Annotated in this window: 29 protein-coding genes, 2 tRNA genes and 2 other annotated features; of the genes, 14 read left to right on the forward strand and 17 right to left on the reverse strand. The window is 44.8% G+C overall.

The features are described 5' to 3' along the window. Window positions 1-78: 78 nt before the first annotated feature. Window positions 79-810, reverse strand: a complete 732-nt coding sequence (locus tag ABDZ72_RS02205) for an MOSC domain-containing protein (RefSeq protein ID WP_343750884.1) — start codon at window positions 808-810, stop codon at window positions 79-81. A 365-nt stretch (window positions 811-1,175) separates the two neighbouring features. On the opposite strand from ABDZ72_RS02205, the gene ABDZ72_RS02210 reads away from it, so the two are divergent. The 4 genes from ABDZ72_RS02210 to ABDZ72_RS02225 are packed head-to-tail and all read left to right on the forward strand — an operon-like array spanning window position 1,176 to window position 4,296. Next, window positions 1,176-1,568: a GntR family transcriptional regulator gene (locus ABDZ72_RS02210; protein ID WP_343750885.1), complete on the forward strand. Its 393-nt coding sequence runs from the start codon at window positions 1,176-1,178 to the stop codon at window positions 1,566-1,568. Next, window positions 1,561-2,250 (forward strand): ATP-binding cassette domain-containing protein, encoded by a 690-nt coding sequence (locus ABDZ72_RS02215; RefSeq protein WP_343750886.1) that lies wholly within the window; start codon window positions 1,561-1,563, stop codon window positions 2,248-2,250. Before ABDZ72_RS02210 ends, ABDZ72_RS02215 begins: the two co-directional genes overlap by 8 nt. Next, complete coding sequence (locus ABDZ72_RS02220) at window positions 2,247-3,077, forward strand: hypothetical protein (RefSeq protein ID WP_343750887.1); 831 nt, start codon at window positions 2,247-2,249, stop codon at window positions 3,075-3,077. Before ABDZ72_RS02215 ends, ABDZ72_RS02220 begins: the two co-directional genes overlap by 4 nt. Window positions 3,078-3,090: 13 nt before the next feature. After that, a complete protein-coding gene (locus tag ABDZ72_RS02225) occupies window positions 3,091-4,296 on the forward strand; it encodes a hypothetical protein (protein WP_343750888.1) in 1,206 nt (401 codons plus the stop codon). 53 nt (window positions 4,297-4,349) lie between these two features. Here the strand turns inward: ABDZ72_RS02225 and ABDZ72_RS02230 are convergent, their stop codons facing one another. The 6 genes from ABDZ72_RS02230 to ABDZ72_RS02255 form a co-directional block, all read right to left on the reverse strand. Then, window positions 4,350-5,471 carry a CAP domain-containing protein gene (locus ABDZ72_RS02230; RefSeq protein ID WP_343750889.1) on the reverse strand — a complete coding sequence of 374 codons (1,122 nt, stop codon included), beginning with the start codon at window positions 5,469-5,471 and terminating at the stop codon, window positions 4,350-4,352. Between the two features lie 148 nt (window positions 5,472-5,619). Then, window positions 5,620-5,949, reverse strand: coding sequence for a PadR family transcriptional regulator (locus ABDZ72_RS02235; RefSeq protein WP_343750890.1), 330 nt, complete (start codon window positions 5,947-5,949; stop codon window positions 5,620-5,622). Window positions 5,950-6,143: 194 nt separating this feature from the next. Continuing rightward, window positions 6,144-6,644 (reverse strand): CotY/CotZ family spore coat protein, encoded by a 501-nt coding sequence (locus tag ABDZ72_RS02240; protein ID WP_343750892.1) that lies wholly within the window; start codon window positions 6,642-6,644, stop codon window positions 6,144-6,146. Between the two features lie 296 nt (window positions 6,645-6,940). Continuing rightward, entirely contained in the window at window positions 6,941-7,276 is a 336-nt protein-coding gene (locus ABDZ72_RS02245; protein WP_343750894.1) for a thioredoxin family protein, read from the reverse strand. Window positions 7,277-7,416: 140 nt separating this feature from the next. After that, a tRNA-Ser gene (locus ABDZ72_RS02250) sits at window positions 7,417-7,506 on the reverse strand. A gap of 4 nt (window positions 7,507-7,510) precedes the next feature. Beyond that, window positions 7,511-7,586 (reverse strand) — tRNA-Thr (locus ABDZ72_RS02255). A 430-nt stretch (window positions 7,587-8,016) separates the two neighbouring features. Here ABDZ72_RS02255 and ABDZ72_RS02260 point away from each other — a divergent pair. Continuing rightward, a complete protein-coding gene (locus ABDZ72_RS02260) occupies window positions 8,017-8,211 on the forward strand; it encodes an SHOCT domain-containing protein (protein WP_343750896.1) in 195 nt (64 codons plus the stop codon). Window positions 8,212-8,252: 41 nt separating this feature from the next. Here the strand turns inward: ABDZ72_RS02260 and trpA are convergent, their stop codons facing one another. Genes trpA through trpE form a run of 7 tightly spaced genes read right to left on the reverse strand, consistent with a single transcriptional unit; the run spans window position 8,253 to window position 14,619 of the window. Beyond that, window positions 8,253-9,026 (reverse strand): tryptophan synthase subunit alpha, encoded by a 774-nt coding sequence (gene trpA, locus ABDZ72_RS02265; protein ID WP_343750897.1) that lies wholly within the window; start codon window positions 9,024-9,026, stop codon window positions 8,253-8,255. Continuing rightward, a complete protein-coding gene (gene trpB, locus ABDZ72_RS02270) occupies window positions 9,019-10,224 on the reverse strand; it encodes a tryptophan synthase subunit beta (protein WP_343750899.1) in 1,206 nt (401 codons plus the stop codon). Before trpB ends, trpA begins: the two co-directional genes overlap by 8 nt. A gap of 5 nt (window positions 10,225-10,229) precedes the next feature. Continuing rightward, window positions 10,230-10,835, reverse strand: coding sequence for a phosphoribosylanthranilate isomerase (locus ABDZ72_RS02275; protein WP_343750900.1), 606 nt, complete (start codon window positions 10,833-10,835; stop codon window positions 10,230-10,232). Beyond that, on the reverse strand, window positions 10,825-11,625 hold the full coding sequence (trpC, locus tag ABDZ72_RS02280) for an indole-3-glycerol phosphate synthase TrpC (RefSeq protein WP_343750901.1): 801 nt from the start codon (window positions 11,623-11,625) through the stop codon (window positions 10,825-10,827). The genes ABDZ72_RS02275 and trpC overlap by 11 nt, the downstream gene beginning before the upstream one ends. Window position 11,626: 1 nt before the next feature. Next, window positions 11,627-12,652, reverse strand: coding sequence for an anthranilate phosphoribosyltransferase (gene trpD / locus ABDZ72_RS02285; protein WP_343750903.1), 1,026 nt, complete (start codon window positions 12,650-12,652; stop codon window positions 11,627-11,629). Beyond that, window positions 12,636-13,235, reverse strand: coding sequence for an anthranilate synthase component II (locus ABDZ72_RS02290; RefSeq protein WP_343750904.1), 600 nt, complete (start codon window positions 13,233-13,235; stop codon window positions 12,636-12,638). Before ABDZ72_RS02290 ends, trpD begins: the two co-directional genes overlap by 17 nt. Continuing rightward, window positions 13,219-14,619 carry an anthranilate synthase component I gene (gene trpE, locus ABDZ72_RS02295; protein ID WP_343750905.1) on the reverse strand — a complete coding sequence of 467 codons (1,401 nt, stop codon included), beginning with the start codon at window positions 14,617-14,619 and terminating at the stop codon, window positions 13,219-13,221. Before trpE ends, ABDZ72_RS02290 begins: the two co-directional genes overlap by 17 nt. 62 nt (window positions 14,620-14,681) lie before the next feature. Continuing rightward, window positions 14,682-14,954, reverse strand: a binding site (T-box leader). Between the two features lie 83 nt (window positions 14,955-15,037). After that, window positions 15,038-15,277, reverse strand: a binding site (T-box leader). A 204-nt stretch (window positions 15,278-15,481) separates the two neighbouring features. On the opposite strand from trpE, the gene ddlA reads away from it, so the two are divergent. The 3 genes from ddlA (at window position 15,482) to ABDZ72_RS02310 (ending at window position 17,998) form a co-directional block, all read left to right on the forward strand. Then, window positions 15,482-16,585 (forward strand): D-alanine--D-alanine ligase, encoded by a 1,104-nt coding sequence (gene ddlA, locus ABDZ72_RS02300; RefSeq protein WP_343750906.1) that lies wholly within the window; start codon window positions 15,482-15,484, stop codon window positions 16,583-16,585. A gap of 228 nt (window positions 16,586-16,813) precedes the next feature. Continuing rightward, a complete protein-coding gene (locus ABDZ72_RS02305; protein WP_343750908.1) occupies window positions 16,814-17,449 on the forward strand; it encodes an SDR family oxidoreductase in 636 nt (211 codons plus the stop codon). A gap of 69 nt (window positions 17,450-17,518) precedes the next feature. Continuing rightward, window positions 17,519-17,998 (forward strand): GNAT family N-acetyltransferase, encoded by a 480-nt coding sequence (locus ABDZ72_RS02310; RefSeq protein WP_343750910.1) that lies wholly within the window; start codon window positions 17,519-17,521, stop codon window positions 17,996-17,998. A 42-nt stretch (window positions 17,999-18,040) separates the two neighbouring features. Here the strand turns inward: ABDZ72_RS02310 and ABDZ72_RS02315 are convergent, their stop codons facing one another. Beyond that, entirely contained in the window at window positions 18,041-18,601 is a 561-nt protein-coding gene (locus ABDZ72_RS02315; RefSeq protein ID WP_343750911.1) for a nitroreductase family protein, read from the reverse strand. A gap of 181 nt (window positions 18,602-18,782) precedes the next feature. Between ABDZ72_RS02315 and ABDZ72_RS02320 the strand changes: the two genes are divergently transcribed. The 3 genes from ABDZ72_RS02320 to ABDZ72_RS02330 all read left to right on the forward strand — a co-directional run bounded on the left by ABDZ72_RS02320 (window position 18,783) and on the right by ABDZ72_RS02330 (window position 21,441). Next, the gene (locus ABDZ72_RS02320) at window positions 18,783-19,817 is read left to right on the forward strand and encodes a PTS sugar transporter subunit IIC (protein ID WP_343750913.1); all 1,035 of its coding nucleotides are present in this window, start codon (window positions 18,783-18,785) and stop codon (window positions 19,815-19,817) included. Between the two features lie 193 nt (window positions 19,818-20,010). Then, window positions 20,011-20,874 (forward strand): fructosamine kinase family protein, encoded by an 864-nt coding sequence (locus ABDZ72_RS02325; RefSeq protein ID WP_343750914.1) that lies wholly within the window; start codon window positions 20,011-20,013, stop codon window positions 20,872-20,874. Window positions 20,875-20,985: 111 nt separating this feature from the next. Continuing rightward, window positions 20,986-21,441, forward strand: a complete 456-nt coding sequence (locus ABDZ72_RS02330) for a DUF2269 family protein (protein WP_343750916.1) — start codon at window positions 20,986-20,988, stop codon at window positions 21,439-21,441. Between the two features lie 68 nt (window positions 21,442-21,509). Here the strand turns inward: ABDZ72_RS02330 and ABDZ72_RS02335 are convergent, their stop codons facing one another. Then, the gene (locus ABDZ72_RS02335) at window positions 21,510-22,523 is read right to left on the reverse strand and encodes a D-alanyl-D-alanine carboxypeptidase family protein (RefSeq protein WP_343750917.1); all 1,014 of its coding nucleotides are present in this window, start codon (window positions 22,521-22,523) and stop codon (window positions 21,510-21,512) included. Between the two features lie 233 nt (window positions 22,524-22,756). Here ABDZ72_RS02335 and ABDZ72_RS02340 point away from each other — a divergent pair, with 233 nt between their 5' ends. Then, a complete protein-coding gene (locus ABDZ72_RS02340) occupies window positions 22,757-23,599 on the forward strand; it encodes a sulfurtransferase (RefSeq protein WP_343750919.1) in 843 nt (280 codons plus the stop codon). A gap of 2 nt (window positions 23,600-23,601) precedes the next feature. Continuing rightward, complete coding sequence (locus ABDZ72_RS02345) at window positions 23,602-24,180, forward strand: DNA-3-methyladenine glycosylase I (RefSeq protein ID WP_343750921.1); 579 nt, start codon at window positions 23,602-23,604, stop codon at window positions 24,178-24,180. Between the two features lie 109 nt (window positions 24,181-24,289). Here the strand turns inward: ABDZ72_RS02345 and ABDZ72_RS02350 are convergent, their stop codons facing one another. Next, window positions 24,290-24,829, reverse strand: a complete 540-nt coding sequence (locus ABDZ72_RS02350; protein WP_343750923.1) for an HD domain-containing protein — start codon at window positions 24,827-24,829, stop codon at window positions 24,290-24,292. 156 nt (window positions 24,830-24,985) lie between these two features. On the opposite strand from ABDZ72_RS02350, the gene fni reads away from it, so the two are divergent. Next, window positions 24,986-26,035, forward strand: coding sequence for a type 2 isopentenyl-diphosphate Delta-isomerase (fni, locus tag ABDZ72_RS02355; protein WP_343750924.1), 1,050 nt, complete (start codon window positions 24,986-24,988; stop codon window positions 26,033-26,035). Window positions 26,036-26,164 lie beyond the last annotated feature (129 nt).

Raw genomic sequence — 26,164 nt, forward strand, 5'->3', positions numbered from 1 at the left:
TCATATGCAGGCGATGCATAGTAATAAGTCTTACTCTCTTTCGTTTCTACCAATTAACAGCATTGTATCTTCTATCTATTATTGATCAGCGAATAAATAAACATCATCCTCAAGTTGAATGGTCCCAGTCTTAATAACGGAAGCATAAACGCCAAAATTCACATTATGATGTTGGGCAAGCGTTTTTAATAAAGTAGGGTCAATATCATATTTTTCAGGGTCAATATTAACCATTTTGCAACGCTTACATTGTTTATAAATCTTTAATACAGTGTCATTTATTTGAATGTGTTTATCCATCCATTCATTTTCAAGAAACGGTATGTTGTCGTCAATACTTAAGACAATATTAGGCCTGAAACGGAGATAGCTCATATCTTTTCCCCATTCTTGTTTTAATGCGTCTAAAGATGGTTTGGTTACAAGGAGGATATTAGCTTGGTCAACCGCCATCATATTATCTTCCGGGGAAAATTTCACACGTTCTAATGGTCTGTTGCTAAGTTGCTTAATGTCATGGAAAAAATCATCATCTTCCCACGAATAGAGTTTTCCTTTGGGCGATGTGATTTTAACATAAGGAAACGCTTTGTTGTTTTCTTTATTAATTAAATTTGCTTTATATTCAATTAGTGAAGGAACATGTTTTGCTGTGAGGTATTTCACAGGACTCTTTTCATCTAAAAATGCATAACACCTATCACCATATAATCCGTATCTTTCAATTTTAGTTTCTGTAAGGCTTTCACCACTGAATGACTTTACTGGATATCGATTGAGTGTTTTTACTTTACCGATGATTGTTTGCATATTATCCTCCATTTTCTTTTTATTTTAAGAATTACTCACTATGTATTAATTGTCTTTCCAATAACTAGATTTAGAATTAAACCGTTTGCTATAACGGCACCAGACGGTTTTATTTATGGTTTTCTATTAAAGCATACCTTATTTTCTGCCTTTACTAAACCTTTTTAACGCAACGTTATTAAGCAATCTCTATATAGTAGTGTTTATGATGAAAATGGGAATTTTGTTTATTGACACTTAAGTGTATTAACCGTATAATACAAAACATCAGATGTATTAGGCACTTAATACACATTTTTTTGGCAATTGTGTATTAACCATTTAATACACTTGCGGACATTCTGAGTTATATAGGAGCTGGGCGTATGAATGTGCAGTTTAATAAGCGGGATCCGGTCTATGTGCAGGTCATCCGTCATTTTAAGGAGCAGATTGCAACCGGCGTATTGGAGCCGGGGCAGGAGATTCCTTCAAGACGGGAGCTGGCGAACCGGTTGAAAATAAACCCGAATACCGCGCAACGGGCTTATAAAGAAATGGAGGAAGCGGGTTTGATTTATACGGAGCGGAATTTGCCGAGCAAGATTACCAAGGATGAACAAGTACTGGGAGCAGTCAGGGAAGAATTGATCGACGACGCCGTAGATACGTTTGTTCACGCGATTCGTTCCATTAATGTATCAGCCGAGGATGTTCTGGACCGGGTGAAGGAGAAGTTGGAAACAGACCAGGATACGAGGGGGTACGAGAATGATTGAAGTCAAAGATATGAAGAAAAAGTTTGGCCGCAAGAGCGTGCTTAAAGGTGTATCGTTCACCGCCGAAAAAGGCGAGATCACCTGCGTTATCGGAATCAACGGCGTCGGCAAGACAACGATACTTAATGCGGTTATGAATTTAACCCCACTTAATGGTGGACAAATTCTGATTGATGGCGAAAAAATAAACAAACATAGCTATGAAAAGGTGACGTTCATCCCGGATGCCATTATTATGCAGCCGAGCATGACGATTCGTGAGGCGATGCAATTTATGGCTGATTTTTATGACAGCTGGAATCAGAAGCGCGCAACCGAATTGCTCGCTTTCTTCAAACTGAAGGAACATGAAAAAATCAATAACCTGTCAAAAGGCAATCGGGCCAAAGTCAACTTATTGCTTGGATTGGCGCTGGATGTGGATTATTTGCTGATGGATGAGCCGTTTTCCGGCATTGACATCTTCACCCGGGAACAGATTGCTGAGGTGTTCACAAGCCATCTGGTGGAAGACCGCGGGGTAATTATCACAACACATGAAATTAGTGATATTGAGCATTTGATTGATAAGTCAGTGCTGCTGGATGACGGGGTTGTGGTGAAAGAATTTCATACGGAAGACATGCGGGAAACGGAAGGAAAATCAATCGTTGATGTGATGAGAGAGGTGTATCAGCCATGAATCGATTTGTGAAACTAGTGAACTTTGAATTGAGCCGGTTTATGAAGGTCTATCTAGTTCTTATTGCCATGACGGTCATCGTGCAGGTTGCGGGCGTCATTGTGAAAGCCAATGGGTATATGGCTGATGCGAACAAAGCTATGTATGAGGATATGCTTTCACAGGAGCAATTTCTTGAGAAGTATGGTCAAATGGCATTTATAGACGTGGCTCGAAGTTTATGGTTCATGGGGCCCATCACCATATGTGTCGCAGCATTAATCTTTTATGTATTTATAATCTGGTACCGTGACTGGCTTGGCAAAAACACGTTTATCTACCGGCTCTTAATGCTGCCCACAGCACGATTAAATATTTATGTGTCCAAAATGATCACCATATTTTTGATGGTACTTGGGCTTGTTTCCGTACAGCTCATCTTTTTGCCGTTGGAAAACAATGTGTTGAAGTGGATGGTTCCAACGGATTTTAGATCCGATATGACCGTCAGTCAGATTATCAATTGGAAATATCTATCTATGCTTGTTCCACAAACCTTTTCTGAGTTTGTTTTGTACTACGGTGCCGGCTTCATGGCGTTGACGGTTGTGTCAACAGCCATTCTGTTCGAGCGCAGTTTTAAATGGAAGGGAATTATTGCAGGTATCATTTATATCGCAATAACCGTCCTGATTTTTATTTGGCCCGCTTTATTGGTGTTTATCATGGGACGTGACTTCCTGTACCCACTGGAGATAGTCGGATTGGAAACGGCAATGGGGATCATTGTTACCGCCATGTCCATTTGGGTTGGTAACTACTTGCTGAATAAAAAGATAACGGTGTGAAAGGTGTGATAATATGAAACGTTATTGGAGATTAGTAACCATCATCACGGTTGTAGCGCTGACCGTCGGAACATTTTATATACAATCCGCATTATCAGCGAGCGGCTCTCCGGAGATTGTTTTTGAAAAAATAAGCGGAAATAAAGATGAGTTGGACCCCGTTGTTCTGGAGGGTCTTTTGAATCCCGGATCCGGAATGAGTGCAGATGAACGTGTCAAGGTCACAGCAGAAGGGGCAATGTATGAACGTAAGCAATCATTTTTGGAGCGCATTTCGGGAAGTTTCTTCGGCAATGACATGCAGAGATTGAAAGAAAAACATCGTGGCTTTATGCGCGGAAAAAGTGGAAATGCTTCATTCTTTTATGAAACAGATAGTACACTCGCCTATGCAGCAGTTAACAATCAATCGGCTCGAATATCCGAAAGTAACATGGAATTTGATGTTGCTGTTATGGATAAAGATAATGGAAAAACATTATCATTTAATGTACCGATCCCCAATCGAGCTAAGTATGTACAAGTTTGGGTGGAAGATGTGCAAATGATAGACGGAGAGCTGAAAGTGATCACTCAAAATTTCTTCAGAGATGGAGGAAATGGAGAACTCCTGTATCGTTTTGATATCACCAACGAAGAAATCAATGGGAAAGAAACGATTGCAACAGCTGATAACCAGGAAGGAAATAAGCGAAAACACATTCAACTACTATCCAGTTCGGATCAAATAGGTGCGCATCCATACGTTATTTTTTCGAAAACCACGGAGATGAGAAGACAAAAGCAGGGCCATGCACAGACCACGACTGAAAAGCGCGAGCGGAAATTTATTGTTTACAACCTGAAAACAGATGAAAAGAAATCCGTAAAAGCTCCAAATTCCGTAGCTGGTAAAGATGTTCTCATGTATAAAAAGGAAACCCTTTACTTCAGGGATGAAAACCAAATTGTAACTTATAATTGGAAAAATGATGAAATAACCGGCAAGCTTAAGCTTCCCTCACTTAAGGAAGGGGGACAGACCCTAGTAAAAATAGCAGAAGATAACATATACGTGCTGAATAGCCAAATAGAATCGTCGCTGGAACCGGGTAGCGCTCCTGTGTTAGTGATTTTGGATTCGGATTCCGGGGATGTACTGTATAAAGGCGAAGTTGTAACGGAAGAGCCAGTCGCTAAAAATGCCTACCTGAATATTTATGAATTAATGATTAAGTGACATACGGGGACGGTTCTCACGTTTTTGGAAACGAAGGAGCCGTCCTCTTTGCTTCAATCAGCCCAAAACGTTTCGGTATAGAATGGCTGGTTATCGTCATTAAAAGCAACGCCGATGACAAGGTTTTCAAAATTTGTTTTTAAAATATTTTTTCGGTGCCCCAACGAGTTCATTAAACCTTCATGGGCAAAGATGCTGCTTGGCTGACCTGCAGCCAGGTTTTCTCCGGCCGTGCGAAAACCAATATTATCTTCCCGCATACGATCAAAAGGCGATTGACCAGATGGGTTGGTATGGGCGAAGAAGTTGTTCTCGGCCATATTGGTACTGTGGCTGCGGGCGGTTTTCCGTGCTGATTGCTGCCAGGATAGCGGGCTAAGACCATGGCTGACTCTGGCGGCGTTGGTTAGGTCAAATAATTGGTATTCCAACCCCTTTTTCAGTTTCTTGCTTGGGTCGGTAAAATAGTTTTGCTTTTGCTGCTCGATGTGATCACTGATGATTTGCATCGCTGTCACGGTGTTATTCTCATGTTTGTCGTAGAAGATGGTCACATACTTGTTATCCACATGAAACATGTCGTACCCTTGCTTGTTTTGCAACTGGTAATTGACAAAGCCTTTTCGGATGCTTTCCATTGGATCGTCAAATATCGAACGCACGGCGTCTTTGGAGGTTTTATAGGTGATGTCGTTTATAGACGGTAGTAGATTCTGGTTCGTATATAAACCGGCCACCTTATTGTCGCTATTATAGGCGACCATGATAAAGTTGCGGTAGTTTTGATGATAGGCAACCCAATCGACGCCGTACCCATTCAACGACGATCGCTGTGGGGGACCTGTTTGCTGTTCCACATCCGAGCGGCTATCACCAAGGTGAACATCGTAAACAGCGGATGAGTCCTTCGACGGGTTTGGCTCCTCAGGGACAGGCTGATTTGACTTATCCTGTTCCGACGACATTTCCTTTATTTTGTCCAGTAAATGTTGTATTTCTTCACCGATATAATCGGCAGCTGCGGTAACTTTTGGATTCTCTTTTAAATCGTTAAAATCCGAGCGCATTTCCGTGAAAACGCCTTGAGCACCGGATTTAGTGAAGGTATCACCATAAAAATGCCAAAGTGTTCCAGCAATAAGAATTAAAACGATAACGTTTCCGATTTTCCGCATAGGCATTTCTCCTGTGACAGGGATGATTGTCATTGTATTATAGCAGATGTGTCAGCGTTTACTAAATGTTAGTTTTTCCCTTGCGTATTATCTTTTTAATAGCGCTGTTTGCGTTTGTTGTTGTTTTCCTCGACTAATGTTTTGGTATTCATGTATGATCGTCCTTCTTTAATAATTGGTCCACCGGTCGTTGGATATCTTCCCAATGTGTTTTAAAAAGGCCAAGTGCATCCGCGCCTTTATCAGTCAAATGATAATATTTCCTGTTGGGTCCGCTCGGCGAGGGCTGCATGCTGCCCTCAATTAGATTATCTTTTTGCATGCGCAGGAGAACTGGATAGACGGATCCTTCGCTAACTGACAGTCCATATTCCTGAAGTTTCATTGATAATTCGTACCCATACACTTCATTCCTGGATATAATAACCAACATGCATCCTTCCAATATTCCCTTTAATAACTGGCTGTGCATGGACATTTGCGTCACCTACTTTGTATAACATGATAGTCAGGCAAAAAAATATAGATAGTGTTTTTCCGCTGTGGTTTAACGACATTGTAGTAACATGTATTACAATATAATGTACCAATGTGCTGACTATATAGCAATACATGTTACCTCAAAAAATAACCAAAGGCTGCGTGCACAGCCTTTGGTTGATTCAGTGTTTCTTAGGCATTGTTTACAAACTGGGAATAAGGATATGGCGTGACCGCATCCAAGCACTGGATACCATTGAAGGTATTCAAATCAACGGTTATACAGATACCTGTTGCCATGAAGTTTGTTACGGTATTTCCAAAGAAATCGCAGACGTCGTCTCCATCAACATCTGTAACACCACCAATTTCGTCAGCTGGTGCAAGAAGTTCCAGTCTTACACAACATTCGTTGTCATCAGTAAATTCCTTCGCACGAAAAATCGGGGATTCTAGACAATTGAAGACGCCGTTGTTCCGGTATACACCACTTGCAATGAACGGGTTGCAGTCGCCTTCACAATAAAGCATAAATGGAACAGTGTCCGGGCCGTTGTTGTTGGTCATTCCTGGTGACAGCAAGTCTTGAATTGAGCTTTCACAGCTTGTTGGGCAATTGCCTCTATTATTGTTGTTCGCTTGATCTTGTGCCTCGACAATATCCCTCACAATATTACATACACAGTCTGCCACAAAAATCTCTCCTTTTGATTATTTTTCATGTTACATTAATACTCTATGTGGATTGTCAGTTTCAGGTTGTATATGAGTCTATTTTTCATGCAAAATGAGTAATATATCCACAGTCAGTGTCAGAATGTGTGTATAACTCAGGGTATGCGCCGATGCTAAGGGAGGTTTAAAGACATAGAATGAACTATAAATCGAAACAAGTCTTGTTGGATTTATACCACAACCCATGAATTTTGTCGGAAAAGTCGGCTGATCACCGGCTTTCCCGCATATAAAAACGTGGCTGGATGCATGGTTCATCCAGCCACGTTTTTATATAGTTTATCAAGTTTTTCTTTAAAGAGATCCATATGCACTATCCGTGCTTCCCGAATAATTTCTTTTCCTTCCACACATACAAGGATGACCGGTACGGTGAAAATGGAAAAATGTCCCGCAATGGTCTCGACATCATCTGCATTGATGTATCCCAACTGTATTTTTGGATAATTTTTCATCAGTGTTTGTACCTGTGGCAGCAAGTCGTGACAAACGCTGCAGCCGGGACGGGAAACAAATAACAAACTCAGACGGTTGTCCTTCGTAAATAGATCGATGGCATCAATGGAGCGTAATTCAGTGAAAGAACGCATAACGACACCCTTTTATGTATATTTTTTTAAATGATTATCAATGTCTCTATGGTCAAAAAGATTTTTGCAAATGGAAAGATGGTTGAGTTGCTGTCGAGGGTTATAAGGCAATAGGGGGGGATGAAATAAACATATAAAAGCGGAGGAGGAGGGATTCGAACCCCCGCGGCGCTTACACGCCCTAGCGCATTTCGAGTGCGCCCCCTTCAGCCGTACTTGGGTACTCCTCCAAAGTGGTGCTGGTGAGAGGACTCGAACCTCCGACCTCGTCATTACGAGTGACGCGCACTACCAACTGTGCTACACCAGCATGATATATACAGCCTCGTAAGTCCATTGAAAATGGTAGTATAAATTTTATATTTATGCAATGGATTTGACTGGAAAAAAGGCTAATAGCATCAGTAAAATTATGATTGACCTTAGAAAAATTAAAGTTGATGGGTAGATTTGCATGGGATAAATCCTTTTATTTCCTTATCTGTACCAAAAATATCTTATAAATGAGCTGAAAAAGTCCGAGAGAAGGCGTCTCGAGCCCAAAACATCAAAATTGCGGGCTGAAAAAGTCCGAGAGAGGGTGTCTCAAGTCCAAAACATCAAAATTGCGGGTTGAAAAAGTCCGAGAGAGCCCATCTCAAGGTCCGAACTAGCTTGAAGATTGTTCAAGAAAATAAACAAGATCCAGTTTTGGCTTTAAGTCATTAAAAACAGGGAACAGTAATAGTGGAGGTGGTCTCATGAAGGTTGAAGGCTATATACGATTGGGCGTCACGCTTATAATTCTTATTGTATTGGCGATCATCCTCTACCGGTTTCGTGCCGGGAGACATAAGCGGCAAAAAGGCTCCCTTGAGATAATGGAGGAACGCTTGGAGAAAGGGGAGATCACTGAAGAAGAATATGAACGAGCCAGGGAAAAACAGGGGAAATAAAACCTGTCACTTGCCAGTTCACCCAGCAAGCGACAGGGTGTTTAAAGACTATTCTGAATGAGTTGTTTGATATCGTCTATTTTTCCTTGGTGAAACCAATCCACAATCCGGCTCCCGATAATGACACCGTCGCAATCGGCAGCCAGTTCACGGGCCTGCTCAGAAGAGGATACCCCGAACCCGGCGAGGACGGGTGCATTCGCCATTTGTTTTAATTGCTGCAAGTATGATTGCACGTTACTGCCATGCGCGGATCTCGTACCGGTTGTTCCTTTGACTGAAACGGCGTAAAGAAAGCCTTCTGTACGGCCCGCTATGTCAGCAAGTCGCCGTTCAGGGCTGGTCATCGCAGCTAGTCGGATACTGGAGATGGCATGGTCCTGTAAACGAGCAACGATGTGTTCTTCTTCTTCCATTGGTAGATCAGGAATGATAACACCATTTACGCCGACACTTGCGCAGTCATTGGCAAATGCTTCAACACCATAAACGTAAATGGGATTGAAATATGTCATTAAAATGACAGGGATAGACCGCTTATCTTTAAACGTTTCCAGCGTTTTCAGAACACTTGTTAATGATGTATCATTTTTCAGTGCCCGTTGTCCGGCATCCTGAATCGTCGGGCCATCCGCAACTGGGTCGGAAAAAGGAATTCCCAGTTCCACAGCTGCTGCTCCGCTTTCCTGTAAAAATTCGAGCCGTTGTTCAAGTATGTCAAGACCGCCATCTCCGGCCATAATATATGGGACGATGATATTCTTTCCTGCTTGTCTTTTGTCAGCCAACGCTTTGTCCAGTGCTTGGTTACTCATGTGTTGTCCCTCCCATGACATCTTTAACGGCTTCCACGTCCTTATCGCCACATCCCGACAGACAAATAACAATCGACTCGGTTTCGTCCATCTGTTTAGACAGTTTCCCTGCATACGCTATCGCATGGGCACTTTCCAAAGCTGGAATTATGCCTTCTGTTTGTGACACCAGCTTAAACGCATCGATCGCTTCCTGATCGGTGATCGACGTATAGGCGACACGATCGATGTCATGAAGGTGACTGTGCTCCGGTCCGACACCGGGATAGTCGAGCCCCGCTGAAATGGACGTGGCTTCTTCAATCTGCCCATGCTGGTCCTGAAGCAAATGGGTCATGGTTCCGTGCAGCGTACCAGGGGTTCCGGCACTCAACGTTGCTGCATGCTCATTCGTATCCAGTCCGCTGCCGCCAGCTTCCACGCCGTAAAGGGCCACGTGTTCATCCTCGATAAATGGGTAAAACATGCCCATTGCGTTGCTGCCGCCGCCAACACAAGCGATGACAGCTTCCGGCAACCGGCCTGTCACATCACGGTGTTGTGTTTTTGTTTCATTGCCGATAATGGATTGGAAGTCACGTACCATTTTTGGAAACGGATGCGGGCCGACAACCGAACCGATAATATAATGGGTATCCGACACATTGCTAACCCAATAGCGCAATGCTTCATTCACCGCATCTTTCAATGTTCCGCTTCCGTTTGTAACGCTGCGGACTTCGGCGCCGAGCAGTTCCATCCGGAAAACATTCAATTTTTGCCGGCGGATATCTTCTTCCCCCATGAACACGACACAGTCGAGTCCGAGAAGGGCACAAACGGTCGCGGTCGCAACACCATGTTGGCCTGCGCCGGTTTCGGCAACGATCTTCTGTTTGCCCATCCGGCGTGTTAATAAGGCTTGGCCGATCGTGTTGTTAATTTTATGGGCGCCGGTATGGTTCAGGTCTTCACGTTTCAAATAAATTGATGGCCCGCCCAGCTTCTTCGATAAGTTGGCTGCGTAAAAGAGGGGTGTCTCTCGTCCTACGTAGGTTTTTAAATAGCCATCCAATTCTTCCCGGAACTGTGGATCGTTTATAGCTGCTTCGTAATAGTCTTCCAATTCCAACAGAGCCGGCATTAATAATTCAGGCACATACCGTCCGCCGTAGCTTCCATATTTTCCTTGGGCATTGGGAAATGCATAGGTTGTCATTTCGGTCATCCCTTCCTTTTGGCATTGGTAATGAATTGTCGTATTTTTACAGGATCTTTGACGCCATTGGTTTCAACACCGCTTGATACATCAACACCAGCTGGTTTTGCAGTGGCGATGGCTGTTTGCACATTGTCAGGCGCTAGTCCCCCGGCCAGGATGATGGACTGGCGGCGGGGAGTCGTTTCTATCAACTGATTCCAGTCAAATGCGGTTCCATTGCCACCGCGATTGGGTCCGATCGGGCTGTCGGTCAGGCAGTAAGAACATGGGTATGTCTCCATTTCCGACGTAACCTTTCCGGTCATTGGAAATGCTTTAATAACCGGATAAGCCAGCTGCTCGGCAAAGGCCGGTGGCTCATCGCCATGAAGCTGAATGATATCCAATCCGACCTCGTCGGCAATGCGGGTGATCGCATCGTTCGTTTCATTCACAAAAACGCCGACCTTCTTGACGGCAGTAGGGAGGGCGGCGCTTATTTCCGCCGCTTTTTCCAATGTGATCTGCCGTTTGCTCGGTGCAAACACAAGTCCGATGAAATCCGCACCGGACCGTGCAGCTTCGCGTGCTGCTTCGGTCGTGGTGATTCCGCATATTTTAACGAGCATCAGGGGTGCTCCCCTCTGTTACAGGTACTTTTAATGTGTTGATGAGGTCAGGCACGTCTTCAGAGCGCATCAGTGTTTCCCCGACAAGGATACCGTGCGCTCCATGGTTGCGGGCACTGGCAGCGTCATCACGTGTTTGCATGCCACTCTCACTGATCAGAACGGTATTGCGATCTGTTACCATGGCGGCCAAACGTTTGGTGACAGATAGGTTCACGTCGAATGTTTTCAGATCCCGATTGTTAATTCCGATGATGGTCGCTCCCAGTTTGATAGCTGTTTCCATCTCTTGTTCGTTGTGAACTTCACATAGCACATCGAGCCTTTGTTCCGATGCGTAGGCATACAGTTCATGCAATTTGGCTTCAGACATGGCGGCAACAATTAATAAAATAATAGAGGTACCAGCCGCCTTTGCGCGGTCAATTTGAATTGGATCGATAATAAAATCTTTGCAAAGGACAGGGAGGTTCACCGCTTCACTGACAGCCTGCAAGTCATCCATCGATCCGTGGAAAAAGGTTTCATCCGTCAGAACTGATATGGCATCCGCACCGCATGCTTCATACCATTTAGCTTGCTGAACAGGGTCGATAGTCGTATTTATTTCCCCTTTGGATGGGGAGGACCGTTTGATTTCAGCGATAAGATTCAACTGTTTCGAGTTTCGAAAAGATGGTGCTACGTTGGCAGGTAACGCTGCTTTCCTCTCGGCGTTATGAAACGAACGTCCCTGCAACGACGCAATTTCTTTTTCTTTTTCACGGAGAATATGGTCTAAAATAGTCACGTTATATCGCCTCCTTTGCTATTTTTTTACTGTATTCGGTTAACTTCTGAAGTTTTTCCATAGCGGCACCGCTGTCGATGCTTTCAGCTGCTATTCTGACACCATCGTGGACGGAAGATGCGGTGCCATTGGCGAATAGTCCGAGTCCTGCATTGAAAAGAATCGTATCACGGTAAGCCCCCTGTTTTCCACTCAGGACATCCATTAAAATGCGGGCGTTATCTTTTGCATCGCCCCCCTTTATGGCATCATTATCGTGGACGGGCAAGTTCACGTCATTCGGATGCAACGTGAAGGAATGGACATTTCCATTGTCGAGCATGGCGATGTGATTGTCACCCGCAAGCGAGCCTTCGTCCATATAGTCAGCGCCATTAATGACGAGTGCTCGCTTTCGTCCCAACTGATGCAACGTTTGGGCAAGCAGAGACAGCATATCGCGCCGGTACACGCCGAGGAACTGCGTGTCGAGATGAACCGGATTGGTCAATGGGCCGATCAGGTTGAATATCGTAGGAATGCCCAAATCTTTCCGGACACCCATAAAACGTTTCATTCCGGGGTGTACATTTGGCGCAAACAAAAAAGCAATACTGGCTTCGGTGAGCATTTCCTCGACATGTTCTTTCATGAACGACAGGGAAATACCCAAATGCTCGAGCACATCAGCACTTCCTGTATTGCTGGAGATGCTGCGGTTGCCGTGCTTTGCAACTGGGACGCCGGCACCGGCCAGAACAAATGCAGCGGTTGTGCTGATGTTAAAGCTTTGGGAACCGTCGCCGCCTGTTCCACAATTATCCATAACCCTCATCGGCATGTCGGTTGTCTGGGTGGATTGGGAACGAAGAACCGAAGCGAGCCCGGCAATTTCCTCGGGTGTTTCGCCTTTTGCTCGAAGTGCCGTTAAAAATGATGCCAGTTGACTATCAGTAATATGATCTGAAAAAGATGCTGCAGTTGCCTGTTTCATTTCCTCAAGTGTAAGGTTTTCCCGATTCATCAGTTTTTCAAGATACTGTTTCATGATGGATCTCCTTTCCAATTTCAATTAAAAAATTGCGGATGATTGTCTTTCCGGATGCTGTGCCAATGGATTCCGGATGAAACTGTATGCCATAAACAGGGTGTTGCCGGTGTTTAATCGCCATAATTTCATTATCATCAAGAGATGACGACACAACCTTTAGTTCATACGGCAACGTTGTCCGGTCAATGGCCAATGAATGATAACGCATCACCTCCAGCGGTTGCGGGAGATAACTGAAAAGTCCGTGCCCATTATGGGTGATGGATGATGTTTTGCCGTGTTTAACGGTCTTAGCTTTGGTAAGTGATACACCAAGGGCATGAGCAATAACCTGATGACCGAGACAAATTCCGAGAATGGGAATGCGGTTGTAAAATGTCTTCACAATCTCTGCGCAGATACCTGCTTTCTCCGGTGTTCCCGGTCCTGGGGAAAGGATAATGGCTTCCGGGTTTAACGTTGCAACATTCTCGGCAGTCAGCTGATCATTTCGGCGGACGGCTACCTCCATTCCTTCGCTTGCCACGAATTGATAGATGTTGTACGAAAATGAGTCGTAATTATCAATGAGTAAAATCAAAGTTTGTCACCTCCATTAATGAGCGTGCTTTGTGCAAGGTTTCGTTATATTCGGTTTCCGGATCGGAATCGTAGACAATACCTGCACCTGTCTGTAAGTAGGCATAGTTATCTTTTACAATGAGTGATCGAATGGTTAGTGCCATGTTCATGTCGCCATTAAAATTGATGTAGCCAACACCACCAGCGTAAGCACCGCGTCTGACGTCTTCCAGTTCATTGATGATTTGCATGGCACGGATTTTCGGTGCACCGGATACGGTTCCAGCGGGCAGGCATGCAATTAATGCATCGATACTCGAAAATCGGGCAGCCAATTTTCCGTGTACCTCTGAGACAATGTGTGAAACGTGCTTATACTTTTCGATGTGCATATAAGCTGGGACCGTAATGCTATCTACTTCACACACACGGCCGAGGTCGTTTCGGCTTAAATCAACGAGCATCCGGTGTTCTGATAACTCCTTTTCATCTGCGAGAAGGTCTCTCGACAATGCTTCATCTTCCGCCTTCGTTTCCCCGCGCGGTCGTGTACCGGCAATCGGATTGGCAATAATGTCCTCTCCCGACGTTTTCAGTAAACTTTCCGGTGACGCCCCCAAAAGGACGTAATCATCAAAGTCGATATAAAACATGTATGGGGACGGATTCACTTTTCGCAACTTTCGATAGAATGTAAATGGATCCCCATGCATGGCAGCTTTCATTCGTTGAGATAAAACGACCTGATAGATATCTCCTTGCTGAATATGTTCTTTTGCTATTTCGACATTACGCATAAAATGGTTTTTATCCATGTCAGGTTGGAACGTGATTGGGTCATCCGCTGATGGATGATCGGACGGAGCCGGCATCAGTGCCTTGCTTAATGCGTCTAAACGTTTATCCAATACGTGTTCCGGCTGCTCATCCAGGTTTGTTGCTATGACGAACACCGATTCATCTTTATGGTCAAAGACAATGATGTTTTTATAAAGCATGAAATGACAATCCGGCATGTCTGTGTCATTGGGCAGCTCCCCGCCGATATCTTCATAGGAGCGAATAGCATCATAACCGGTATATCCTACTGCACCTCCAAAGAAGGGGAGGGGAATATCAACATCCAATGAAGGAATTTCGTTTTGTAACACGGATAAAACCGTCTCATACCGTTTTTCGGTTGTTTGTTGATATCGTATGGTCGTTTCATCATGGCCTCCGGTGATTTCTATATATGGGTCAGCTCCGATAAAGGAATATTTGCCTTTTTCTTCATGTTGGAATGAGCTTTCCAGCAAAAACCGTTTTGTTCCTTGCAGGTTTTGAAATATGCCTATCGGGGTCAGGGTGTCAGCGTTACGTTTTATATATTTATAGGGCAGTGGTTTTGAGTTGGTTACCATGTCTGCAAAACTCCTTTTCGGTTAAAAATAAAAAACCTCTGCAAACATAGTCGACTATGTTTGCAGAGGACGATTGTGACCGCGGTGCCACCTCTTTTTGGAGACAACGAATGTTATCTCCATCTTTTTCAGATACGGGATGTGTAAGGGACGTTGCTTTGGACCTTTTCATCCGATACCTTATCCGTATAACGGCGGAGTCCCGTGTTTCCGTACTGTCGTTCAGGAAACCTCTCACAAGTCCATTCGGCAATCATCCACGTGCCGGTATTGCACCACCACCGGCTCTCTGGAACGCTTCATAAAAGCTTACTTCTCTTGCTCAGCGATTTGTAGTTATTTTGTTAGTATCCGAACTGCCAAGTGGGTTGATTGGTTATGGTGATCAACCCATATAAAAAAGCTTCCCATCCTTGTAAAAAAGGACGGGAAGCCCGTGGTGCCACCTTTATTAGCTGCAGAAACAGCTCACTCCGACCATAGGAATGTATCCTATGCCTCCCGGATAACGATGGGAATTAAGTCGCCGGAGTCTACTGTAATAACGGTTCGATCCGGAGCTCGGAAGTCCATTCGCCTGCCATATACACCGGTTTACACCTACCACCGGCTCTCTGGAGAATAACAACAGGGTACTCCTCTTCGTCAACGCTTTAATTTGAAAGAATATTTAATATTTATTCTAACGGCGTTTTAACCTGATGTCAATACAAAATAACCGGAAAAATTATTTTTATTTAAAAATACAGGTTAATGTGACGGTCATGTGTATCCGATTTTTTCTCGGGATAACATTTTTTCTGTTTTGAACGAGCCTTTTTGTGCTATGTTAGATATATATATGTGCAAAGGGGTTCTGAGGATGCCGAAGAAAACGGTAGGGATTATTTTTGGCGGCAAGTCCGCCGAACATGAAGTTTCATTGCAATCAGCCAAAAATATCGTTGATGCGATCGATGAAGAAAAATATAAGGTCGTTTTGATTGGAATTGACAAGCGGGGGAAATGGCATATAAATAACCCATCATCCTATTTGATTAATGCCGATGACCCGACATCCATTCGGCTGAATCAGTCGGAGCAAACGGTTGCGTTGGTACCCGGAAAAACAGACCATCAGCTGATTCATGCCACAGATGCCCGTTTGATTGAGCAACTGGATGCTGTATTTCCGATTGTTCATGGAACGTTGGGCGAGGATGGCAGTCTTCAGGGGATGATGCACTTGGCTAACCTCCCGTTTGTCGGTACCGATGTGCTTGGTTCAGCGATCTGCATGGATAAGGATATTGCCAAGCGGCTGCTGCAAGCGGCTGGGTTAAACGTTGCCAAAGGGCTGACCTGTTCACATGCGGATCGACAGGAGATGACCTTTGCAAAAGCGGAAAAGGAAGTAGGTGTGCCGATGTTCATTAAACCGGCCAACCAAGGGTCATCCGTCGGTGTCAGCAAAGTTTCGGGAGAGGAAGCGTTTGATCAAGCTCTGGATGAAGCCTTCCAGTATGATCGAAAGGTCGTTATAGAAGAGACGCTGAACGGTCGTGAAATTGAGTGTGCGGTATTGGGCAATGACGATCCGAAAGCATCCGTTCCGGGTGAAATTTTACCGCAGACGGAATTTTATTCGTACGAATCCAAGTATATTGACGAATCCGGTGCGAAATTGGAAATGCCGGCTGATCTATCGGATGAGGCGGCTCGAAAGGTGCAAGCAACTGCCGTAAAAGCGTTTCGAACACTGGAGTGCGAGGGGTTGGCGCGCGTGGACTTCTTCCTGACTGATGACGGAGACGTCTATGTGAATGAGGTTAATACATTGCCCGGTTTTACACGCATCAGTATGTATCCGAAATTGTGGGAACTGAGTGGCGTTGCCTATCCGGAATTAATTGATCAACTAATTAAACTGGCTATTCAACGGCATGAGCGTAACAGTAAGAAGAAAAGTGCCGTATGGGACGACTAATCTTGCTGTAAATTAAAGACACTGCATGGCTTGGATATATTATGTTTAGGCATTCCCTGTATTCCGGGGAATGCCTAAACATTCATTGATAAAGTTCTATAATGTTTGATAAGCGTCTGCCAAATCTCTGACGCTCCAAAGCCAGTGGAACATTGATAAGATTTTGGTTAGGGTGCTATTCATAGTTAATGAGTGATGCCGTATTTTAGTAGATAAGGAGATGGGATAATGGCAAAAGATAATCGTGTGGCTCTTGTCACGGGTTCCGGAACAGGTTTAGGAAAGGCGATTGCCACATCGTTCGTTAATGAAGGCATGACGGTCGTGTTAACTGGTAGACGGGAGGATGTATTGCAGAAGGCGAGCGAGGATATTGGCCAGGATCAAACGATTGTGCTCCCGGGTGATATGACGAGTGAAGCCAGTGTTCAAAAGCTTCGGGATAAATTGCTGGCGCAAACAGGCGGGAGACTTGATATTCTCGTAAATAACGTCGGAGGTGTTCCTGCCAGAGAATCCATCGAAGACATGACTGTGGATCAATGGTACCAAGTGATCGATAAAAATACGACAAGTCAATTTCTTGTTACCAAGTATTTTCTGCCTGCTCTGCGCAGGAGTAATCACGCAGTTATTATTACGGTAACATCAGTCCTTGCCCATTTTTATATGAAAGGATTTGGCGCTTATTCGGCAGGTAAAGCAGCCGCTGAAGCCTTGATTCAAACGGTTGCCGAAGAAGAGAAGGCTAACGGCATACAAGTGGAACTGCTTGATCCCGGAAGCGTCGCGACAGATGCCAATCCGAGCGGCAAAAATGATTCTATGGATGTAGCAGCGCGGCTGGTTAATATGGTTAAATAGGCTATTAAGCTTAGATAAATCCGAGGTATAGCATTTATGCCATTCAGTTTAGACGAGGGGGTAAGGATGATGGACATTCGTGAAATTGAAATGAACGACAATCAGGCATTGAAACGCATTATTAAATGGTCATTGGAGGATGCTGGCTTAAATATTCCCGGAACAGCCTATTTCGATCCTCAGCTTGGCTATTTATCACAATTTTATAAAGAGAAGCCCGGGGCCAAATATTGGGTGGTTGTGACAGATGCGAATGAAGTTGCGGGTGGGGCGGGTATTGCTCCCTACGCCCAAAATTCAGACGTGGGAGAGTTGCAAAAGTTGTATATTGCGCCTGAATTTCGAGGCAAGGGGCTATCCAAGCAATTGATGACGACAGCGCTCGACTTTGCCAGCAAGCATTATACGTATTGTTATCTGGAAACGTCGCGGAAACTTGAAATCGCCAGCTACTTATATCGCCAGTTTGGCTTTCAGGAACTGAATGAACCGCTGGATGGCTCGGAACATGGCGCCATGGATGATTGGTATATCAAAAAGTTAGTTTAAAAGCTATACAACTTTTAAGTAGGAGAAGGCCATTTGATATCGTTACCCTTCAAATCGGGTGAATTTATCGGTGGCCGGGATTCGTTCCTTTTTGACGGGCTTTTCATCAAAATAGCCGAGATGCAGGAACCCGACGATTTTTTCGTTGTTACCTATGTCCAGGATCGCTTTCACCGCCGGATCATAAATATGCGAATTGGTTTTCCAGACAACCCCAAGCTGATGCTCCCATGCAAGCAACCAGAAGTTTTGAATCATACAGGCGGTTGCACCAAAGTTTTCATCCCATTGTTTTTGACTGTCAGGTTCATCCATGACGACAATAAGGAACGCGTTGGGTTCACAAAGGTATTGATACCGGTTTTCCTGGCGTTCTTCCGGATACGTGGCGGCAACGTTTGCGGCAAAGGTTTCTTTTTGCTCCGGTCCGACAAAGATGAATCGCCAAGGCTGACGGACGCCGTGGGTAGGTGCCCATATAGCATCTTCCAGCAGTTCTTTGACGGTATCCTCGGTAACGGGTTTATCGTTGTAATGCTTTTTGACAGCACGTCGGTCGCGGATGGTCTGTTGAAGTGATGTCTTTGTCTTAGCAGAATTCAATTCTCACCCTCCATCAAAAAATATGTATTGATCATTTATTATAGCTTATAAATGAATAAGTAGCAAAACATTAAAAAGGTCTTGATTTGTGAAATGAATCACGTAATAATGGGAGGAACAGTAAGAATTCGCATAATTAAAAAATTACATGTGAATAATTTCACAATAGGGGGAGGAAGACATGAAAGCATTTTTGAAGCGAAAAGGAGTTTCTTTGTCGGTCAGGGCGTATGTTATTACGGCGTTAAGCTATATGGCATTAGGGCTGTTCGCATCTCTTATTATTGGTCTGATTATTCAAACCATTGGTGAGCAAGCGGTAAAATGGGGATGGGATCAGCTGGCGTTTTTTGTGGATATGGGCGGCTATGCGATGGAGACCAAAATAATGGGCGGTGCCATTGGCGTGGCAATTGCTTATGGGTTGAACGCACCCCCGCTCGTTTTATTTTCTGCGCTGTTTGCCGGAGCATTCGGTGCTGAATTGGGCGGACCGGCTGGAAGTTATGTGACCGCCCTGATTGCTACTGAGTTTGGGAAAATAGTCTATAAAACGACACGTGTTGATATTATCATCACGCCATTTGTAACAATACTTGTCGGGTTTGCCATCGGTACCTTTATTGGCCCGCCGATCAATGCATTCATGTCGTGGTTCGGAGGAATTATTAATTGGTCCACCGACCAGCAGCCTTTGATTATGGGGATACTGGTTGCTGTTTTGATGGGATGGGGATTAACGGCCCCCATATCCAGTTTAGCCATTGCCATCATGCTTTCCATTGATGGATTGGCAGCAGGTGCGGCAACGATTGGGTGTGCCGCGCAAATGGTTGGATTTGCATCGGCCAGCTATCGTGAAAATGGTGTCGGTGGTTTGCTGGCACAGGGAATTGGCACGTCCATGCTGCAGGTAGCCAACGTGTTGCGCAATCCTGTGATTATTATTCCGCCGACTATCGCCGGAGCCGTCCTGGCCCCATTTGCAACCGTCTGGCTGGAACTTGAAAATAATGATCTTGGTGCGGGGATGGGCACCAGTGGTCTGGTGGGACAAATTATGACTTTTGAATCCATGGGCTTTAGTTGGCATGTGTTAGGATCCATGGTGGCGTTGCATGTGATCGGCCCTGCGATTATCAGTTTCGTTCTAGCGGAATGGTTCCGTAAAAAAGGCTGGATCAAACCAGGGGATATGAAAATCGACTACGAATGAATTCTGAGGATACGATTCGCAAAAACGCAACAATAGCTCGTATTTGTTATACTGGAAATAAGTCAATAAGAAAAGACCTAAAAGGAAGCGTCAACTGACAATGACACGTATCCCTTTGCCGGATGGCCAGGAAGATTTGGTTGCACCAGGGAAAGAACGAATGAATGACGATGGGATATAAAGGAGCGTCAGCATGAAGACTGTTGTGGACAAAGCATTGAAGAAGGCGGGCGATGAAACCCCTTTGAAAAAGGTCACCCGTGTTGGGGGAGGATCCATTAGTGCAAGCTATTTTGCGGAGACTCATCAAGGCCGTTATTTTGTAAAATACCATCCAAATGCACCGGCGCGTTTTTTTGAACTGGAAGCAAAGGGGTTGGACCTCATCAGTCAGACGGATTCAATCGCTGTTCCGGACGTATGTGCCTACTCGGATGAAAGCGGAGGTGCGTTTCTGGTGATGGAATGGATCGAAGGAACGCCTTCTGCCGATACACAGCGTCAGCTCGGTGACCGGGTCGCGAAGATGCATCAGTCATTCGGTGACAAGCATGGTTTGGACGTTGATACGTTTATCGGTACGCTTCCTCAGCCAAATGGCTTGTTTTCAAGCTGGCTGGCGTATTATCGGGACCAGCGTCTGGGTGCCCAGCTTCAGCTTGGAATCGACCGTGGAAGAATTACGGGTGAACGGCGCCACCGGATGGAAACATTGCTGGAAAACTTAGGTAAGTGGGTTCCAGATGATACAGCCCCTTCGTCTTTGCATGGGGACCTGTGGGGTGGCAACTGGCTTGTTGGTTCAGGAGGGATTCCCTATGTGATTGATCCGTCATTTTTGTATGGGGACAGGCATTTTGAGCTAGCTTTTACGGAGCTGTTTGGCGGGTATTCCAACGATTTCTATCGAGCGTATGAAGAGCGATTCCCACTATCACCGGATTATGACGATATCAAACCATTGTACCAGCTGTATTACTTGCTCGTACACTTGATTAGTTTTGGCGAAGGGTATGGGCCGCCCGTTGATGCCATTCTAAAACGATATTGTGGGTAGTGTATCAGGCACAAATTTGTCATAAAATGTACTAGTATCGTGCTTCATATCACAAATATACCCTGCCCCTTATCGTGTATGATGAAGGCACATGATGGAAGTGGGTGGTGAATGATGACATTATATGAACTGCTTGTTGTCATACACGTTTTTTCGGCCATATTGGGAATGGGCCCGGGGTTTGTGATGATTTATATAGTTAGCAAAGCTCGGACGATGACCGAATTGCGGCAGGCCCATGCCATTCGCAATCATCTCCATCATGTGGTGATGATCGGTGGTATATTGCTGTTTGTTACCGGCCTGTGGATGGGTATGTTACATCCGTATCTTTTTGATCAAGGTTGGTATGTAACAAGTCTCATATTGTATCTGGTCGCTTTGGGGCTTGGTCCGGTCATGCTGTCACCCAGGGCGAAACCGGTCAAAATGCTGCTTAACGAGCATCAAAGCGATGATATACCGCCTGATTACTATCTATTATCAAAAAGACTGTTTTTCTATGAACGGTTGGAGAATATATTGTTTTTGATCATCATTGTGCTTATGGTATTGAAACCATTTTAAAAGTGAATCAAAAGGAATAAATAACCACAATTAATTCAGGCGCACATAACGATAAATGTGCGCCTGAATTACGCTTCACCCAAATATTCTTCCAAAGTTATATCTTGCTTCATGATGGCTGTGGCGGCTTTTTGGCCGACATACCGGAGATGCCATGGTTCGTATTGATACTTAGTGATGGCTTGTTTTCCTTTCGGGTAGCGAATAATAAAACCGTATTCACTCGCATGTTGCTTAATCCATTGTCCCTCGTCGGTTTGCCCGAAATCGGTGACCAATCGGTAATTGACATCCGGGCTGGTGACATCCATGGTCAAGCCAGTCTGATGTTCGCTTTCGCCCGGTTTGGCACTGACTTTGTTAGCCGCTTCTTCACCACGTTCCCGGACATTGGAGGCAAAGATGGCATCCTGTCTCTCGTAGGACCGATAGCCGGACTGAGCGAACAGTTCAAGATCGTTGTTGTTGGCTGCTTGAAACATATCTTCCAGTGCTTGAGCGGCTACCTTCCGCATTTGTTTTTTCGGCAAAAAGTCGTCAAAAGGAAAACGGACATCGGGTACGGTCAGGTTACGCGGAACAAAATCACCAGGCAGTCTGTTGTCTTTATTGACCAGTGCAAGGATGTCATGTGGATTGCCAACAGCTGTCGGTTTCTCGTCCGGTTTACGCAGAACAGCCCCTGCTTTGACGGCGTCCGTTTCATCCAGTTTCTTTTGTAATGCGTTTCGAGTCGGCTCATTATAAATACCAGTAGCAGTGAGCGAGTCTTGTTGCAATTGAAAATCGGTAAGCGCCCAGGTTGTTTCCCTATCAAAGGTTCCATTGTCAGAAATGGAATAACCGGCGTTGTTCAAGGCTTTTTGCAGCGTTTTCACCGCCTGGCCCTGATCGGTTTTTTGCAGCTGTTCCTGGGGGAGATCGATGCTCGTATCTTTCGGACGATCTTTTTTTTGGTTGTCTGTTTTGTCTGTTGGTGTATGGTCGGCGGATCCGTTATTGTCTGGGCTCCCGTTGCAGGCTGTGGTTAAAAATGTCAAATTGAACAGTATAAAAATAGCGGTCAGGCTTTTGTAGAACATGGTTTTCTCTCCCTATTGTCTCATCTTTTACGTTTATCGTATCACTGCATGATTGTTTTGGTCTATGGTTTCTTTTTGAAAGGCCAGCCGGATGTTAATGCAGAGACGTTCGGTTTTCTTTAGCGAAAATAAAGCATAAGCAGGTCTGTTCATCCTCTTTTTCATCGGTTAAAATAAAGAGAAAGAAGATTGGTTCAAATAAAAAGATAAAAATATAGCAGGAGGTTCTGAAAATGTCGGTTATTGTGAGTGCCCCGTGGCTAAAGAACAGATTGGAACATGCCCCCGACGATACGGTTGTTGTGGATACGCGATTTCAGCTGACTGATGAAGACGCGGGCAGGAAAGCTTATTTGGAAGGACATATCCCGCAAGCTGTTTACTTGGATTTAAACAAAGATTTATCTGAGAAACCTGCTAAGCATGGCGGCAGTCACCCGTTGCCGGATATGGAGATGTTTGCAGCCAAAATGGGCAACATCGGTATCGATCATGACACAACGGTTGTTATTTATGATCAACACAATGACATGTTCGCAGCACGTCTGTGGTGGCTGCTGGATTATGCGGGTCATCAGGACGTTCATCTGCTTGATGGCGGTTTGGATGCGTGGATGAACAACGGGTATGAGGTGACAACCGAGGTAACGAACCTGGATCCAAAGCATTTTGAGCCATTCATACGGAATGATGCTGTTGCGGACATCGATAATGTGAAAGAAAAGTTGCAGAGCCAAACGGCGACACTCATTGACTCTCGTGCAAGTGAACGATATCTGGGTCAATCAGAACCACTTTATAGAAAGGCAGGTCATATTCCCGGAGCAAAAAATTTCTTCTGGAAACATGTTTTGAATGACAAAGGGAAATGGAAAACGGATGATGAGCTCGAATACCGTTTTAAATCCTTATCTAAGGACGATGAGATTATCGTTTCGTGTGGATCGGGTGTCTCCGCGTGCCCGAACGTTCTTGCATTGAGGTTAGCCGGATACCGGGATGTTAAGCTTTACCCTGGCAGTTTCAGCGATTGGATTTCGTATGATGATAACAAAGTGGAAACAAAGGAGGAATAACCATGAATCGAAAGCGCTGTGAATGGGTAACAGATGACTCGATTTATATTGATTATCATGACCATGAGTGGGGGAAGCCGACCCATGATGATCAGTCCTTATTTGAAATGCTTTCGCTGGAAGGGGCACAGGCGGGTTTGAGTTGGCTTACCATCCTTAAGCGGAGAGAAGATTATCGGAAGGCGTTCGATTATTTTGATCCTGAAAAAATTGCTCGTTACGATACGGATAGGGTGCACAAACTGATCCAGGATAAGCGTATCATCCGTAACAGACAAAAAATCGAATCGGTAATAACGAATGCAATGTCAGTATTGATGATTCAGCAGCAGTTTGGAAGCTTTGACAGCTATATTTGGCAATTTGTCGGCGGTGAGCCAATTCTGAATAACTGGGATACACATGCGGATGTCCCTGCGACGACCCAAGAGTCTGAACAGATGAGCAAAGACTTGAAAAAGCGTGGATTTAAGTTTGTGGGGCCGACGATTTGTTATGCGTTTATGCAAGCAACCGGAATGGTTAATGACCATACGAAAGACTGTTTTCTGTATCACGGCCGAACCGATGAAACGGTTTAAATGTCGATGGATTCAAACATAAATGGATCTGCAGTTTTGGTCTGCAACACACAATGCAGATCTCTGAGCCTTTAGAAACGGATTATCTTTTGGCTTTCTCCGATTGAGTTCAGCCAAATACCCGTTTAACGGCACCGGCGAATTCTTGAAAGTAAGCAGGGACTTTATGATCGGGAAGCCCAGTGTACATGTTTGCTGCGATGGATTGGTTATACCATTTCTGCTGATCAAATCCCGAATGAAAGTGATCCCAAAGTTTGTGACCTTGCCGGTTCAGTTCTTTTTCCATGGACAGCAAGTTATCCAGTTTATCAGCTATAATTAAGTACTTTACGTCATCTTCTGCACGTTTTACCGTATCAATGGTATCCTGTTTGCGCCCTTCCCACGATTTGGATTTATCTTCCGTATGGGCAGAGACGAGTGCTGCAACCTTTGATCCAAATTGGTCTTTGATATCTTCTATTTCATATGGCGTATCTTCCACAACGTCATGCAAATAACCGGCACAAACCAGCTCATCGCTGAATCCTGAAGTTTCCAGCCGTTGTGCGACACGGACGGGATGGGTGATATAAGGTGTGCCGGAAGCCTTACGTGTCTGCCCATCATGCGCTATTTCGGCAAACATTTTTGCTGCTTGTTTCATATTTTTCCCTCCTACCTCCCATGTTTCATGTTCCCAATGCTGTAAGTGTAGCATATGTGAATATTTTTCTGAAAATGATTCATGCCATTATGATTACATAAATTCAAAATCCTTGGTATGATAGAAGAAATGATACTTGAGATAGGATGAATCACTATGGGTGAAGGAATTAATAGACGGAAGACAGAGCACATTCGTCTTTGTCTTGAAGATAATGTGGAAGGAGTGGACAAGTCAACCGGTCTGGAAGGAATATCGTTTATACATAACGCACTGCCGGAGATCAATTTTAGAGATATTGATTTGACGTCCCATTTCCTTGACAAGCCAATCAAAGCGCCGTTTCTGGTCAGTTCGATGACGGGTGGATCGGAGCTTGCGGCGCAGATAAACCGGAATTTGGCGAAGGCTGCAGAAGAAAAAGGGTGGGCCGTAGCGCTTGGCTCAACGAGGGCTTTATTGGAAAGTGATGCGCACCAGGAGTCCTTTTTAATACGCAAGCATGCACCGACTGTTCCACTCATTGCAAACTTGGGTGCTGTGCAACTGAACTATGGCTATGGGGCTGAGGCGTGTCAGCAGATTATTGATATGACCGGTGCTGATTCCATTGTGCTGCATTTTAATCCGCTCCAGGAGGCTGTGCAGGATGGGGGCGACTTGAATTTTGAAAACTTGCTGCCGAAAATCGAAAACGTTTGCTCTGCACTGGATGTTCCGGTTGGTGCGAAAGAGGTCGGGTTTGGCATTGATGGAACGGTCGCCAAACAATTATACGATGCTGGTATTTCCTATATTGATGTTGCGGGCGCTGGTGGGACGTCGTGGAGTCAGGTTGAGAAACTCCGCTCCAATGATCCTCTGAAAAAGGCGGCTGCGGAAGCGTTCAATAGCTGGGGCATCCCGACAAAGGACTGCATTGTATCGGTGAGGAGCGCCCTGGATGATATTCCTGTGGTATCCAGCGGCGGAATGAAGACCGGAATGGACGCTGCCAAAGCTTTGACCATTGGTGCTGATGTGATCGGATTTGCTCGTAAGTTGCTCCAGGCGGCAACAGAATCCGATGAAGCAGTTGTCAAAACCATGGATCAGATCGAGCTTGAACTGACAATGACCATGTTCGGTATTGGTGCCAAAACGATCGGTGATCTAAAAAATACGAAACGCGTTTCCATTATGGGAACATCATTGCTTGAAGACTGACTGCTCATTATTATGGGCAGTTTTTTCGTTCATTAAAAAACGCCAAAGTTTGGCACACAAACGCCAAAGTTAAAGTGAAAACACCAAAGTTTATAACAAAAAAGCCAAAGATGAAACCAAAATCGCCAA

The organism is Lentibacillus halophilus (assembly GCF_039522485.1).
Lineage (GTDB): Bacteria > Bacillota > Bacilli > Bacillales > Amphibacillaceae > Lentibacillus > Lentibacillus halophilus.